Raw genomic sequence first — 1,061 nt, 5'->3', positions numbered from 1 at the left:
TGGGCGAGGGAGCAGGCGTTAGACGATGCCGAGCAGGCCGTGCTCGGAGCTGACGGCTTCCGAGTTATCGGTTACGCCCCTCGTGGAGTTGACGAAGAGTCGGCTCTCAGAAATATCGCCGCTCTCCGCCGCAAGGAAGGGGGCGAGTGATGCCGGAGACTGAACGGCTACCGATCATCTATCCAGACCGTGACCACACGCCTTTCGGGATCGCTCACGAGTTCCTAGCGGCAACGGCCGCGCTGGATGAGCACTGGCACGAAGACCTCAGCGAGCTGCCGCCCGAGGACCCGTACACCCGCAGTACCTATGCGGTTCCCGTTTCCGGGGACCATCTTGCGCGGCTCAAAGTCGCCATGACCGAAGGAGACACAACACCATGAGCAAGGCACAGTACACAGGAAGCGTCGATATTGAGTTGGAATATCGCGATGGGGTCGCTACGCTCCGCACGACGTTCCCGCCGGCGTCGATGCAGGAATCAGATCTTGGACCATTGTCGTATTTTATCGACGACGATCATCTGGCCAGCCATATCGCTGACGAAATCCGCGCCGACGCCAGCGAAATCGCACAAGCCCTTGTCCGCGAGCTCCGCAAGCTGAACCGAGGGGGTTCCCAGTGAGTAGCGCGCAGGAGGTCGTGGGCTTGACGGCGTGGCCGGAAAACGAGTCTGAGGTGTCAGCCGATGCCCTGATCAAGCATGCTGCGCGGCTTGTGCTGGATACCTCGGCGCGCGCTGACCTGATGATGCCTGCCGTGTATCCCAAAGTCGGGGAAGCCACGCGTGATCAGGCCGCTTACACCCGGTGGGTGCAAGCGATAACCGCGGAGGTCTCGGCGGCACAGGTCGCGGTATTGCTTGGCGAGGTGCAGAAGCATTCGCCGGAGCTTGCTGATGATCTGGCACGCAAACTCTGGGACTTCGCCCAGGAACCCAGCCTGCTTTACGAAATGGCGTGGGAGTACCTTGATGCGCGCGGCGTGGATGCGGAGTCAGTACGTGCTGCTGCTGAGGCCAAAGCGAAGGAGGCACCTGGTGTCTGATGTACAGAAGCTAA

Annotated in this window: 3 protein-coding genes; all 3 read left to right on the top strand. The window is 61.1% G+C overall.

Annotated features, from left to right (window positions below):
* Positions 1-149: 149 nt before the first annotated feature.
* Genes M2390_RS16135 through M2390_RS16125 form a run of 3 tightly spaced genes read left to right on the top strand, consistent with a single transcriptional unit; the run spans position 150 to position 1,047 of the window.
* On the top strand, positions 150-383 hold the full coding sequence (locus M2390_RS16135) for a hypothetical protein (protein WP_259180243.1): 234 nt from the start codon (positions 150-152) through the stop codon (positions 381-383).
* Positions 380-625 (top strand): hypothetical protein, encoded by a 246-nt coding sequence (locus M2390_RS16130; protein WP_259180240.1) that lies wholly within the window; start codon positions 380-382, stop codon positions 623-625. Before M2390_RS16135 ends, M2390_RS16130 begins: the two co-directional genes overlap by 4 nt.
* Entirely contained in the window at positions 622-1,047 is a 426-nt protein-coding gene (locus M2390_RS16125; RefSeq protein WP_259180238.1) for a hypothetical protein, read from the top strand. Before M2390_RS16130 ends, M2390_RS16125 begins: the two co-directional genes overlap by 4 nt.
* Positions 1,048-1,061 lie beyond the last annotated feature (14 nt).

The sequence above is a fragment of the Mycetocola sp. BIGb0189 genome, assembly GCF_024810155.1.
GTDB lineage: Bacteria > Actinomycetota > Actinomycetes > Actinomycetales > Microbacteriaceae > Mycetocola > Mycetocola lacteus.
Note: the sequence above shows the minus strand (reverse complement) of the source record. Positions and strands in the feature narration are given on the sequence as shown.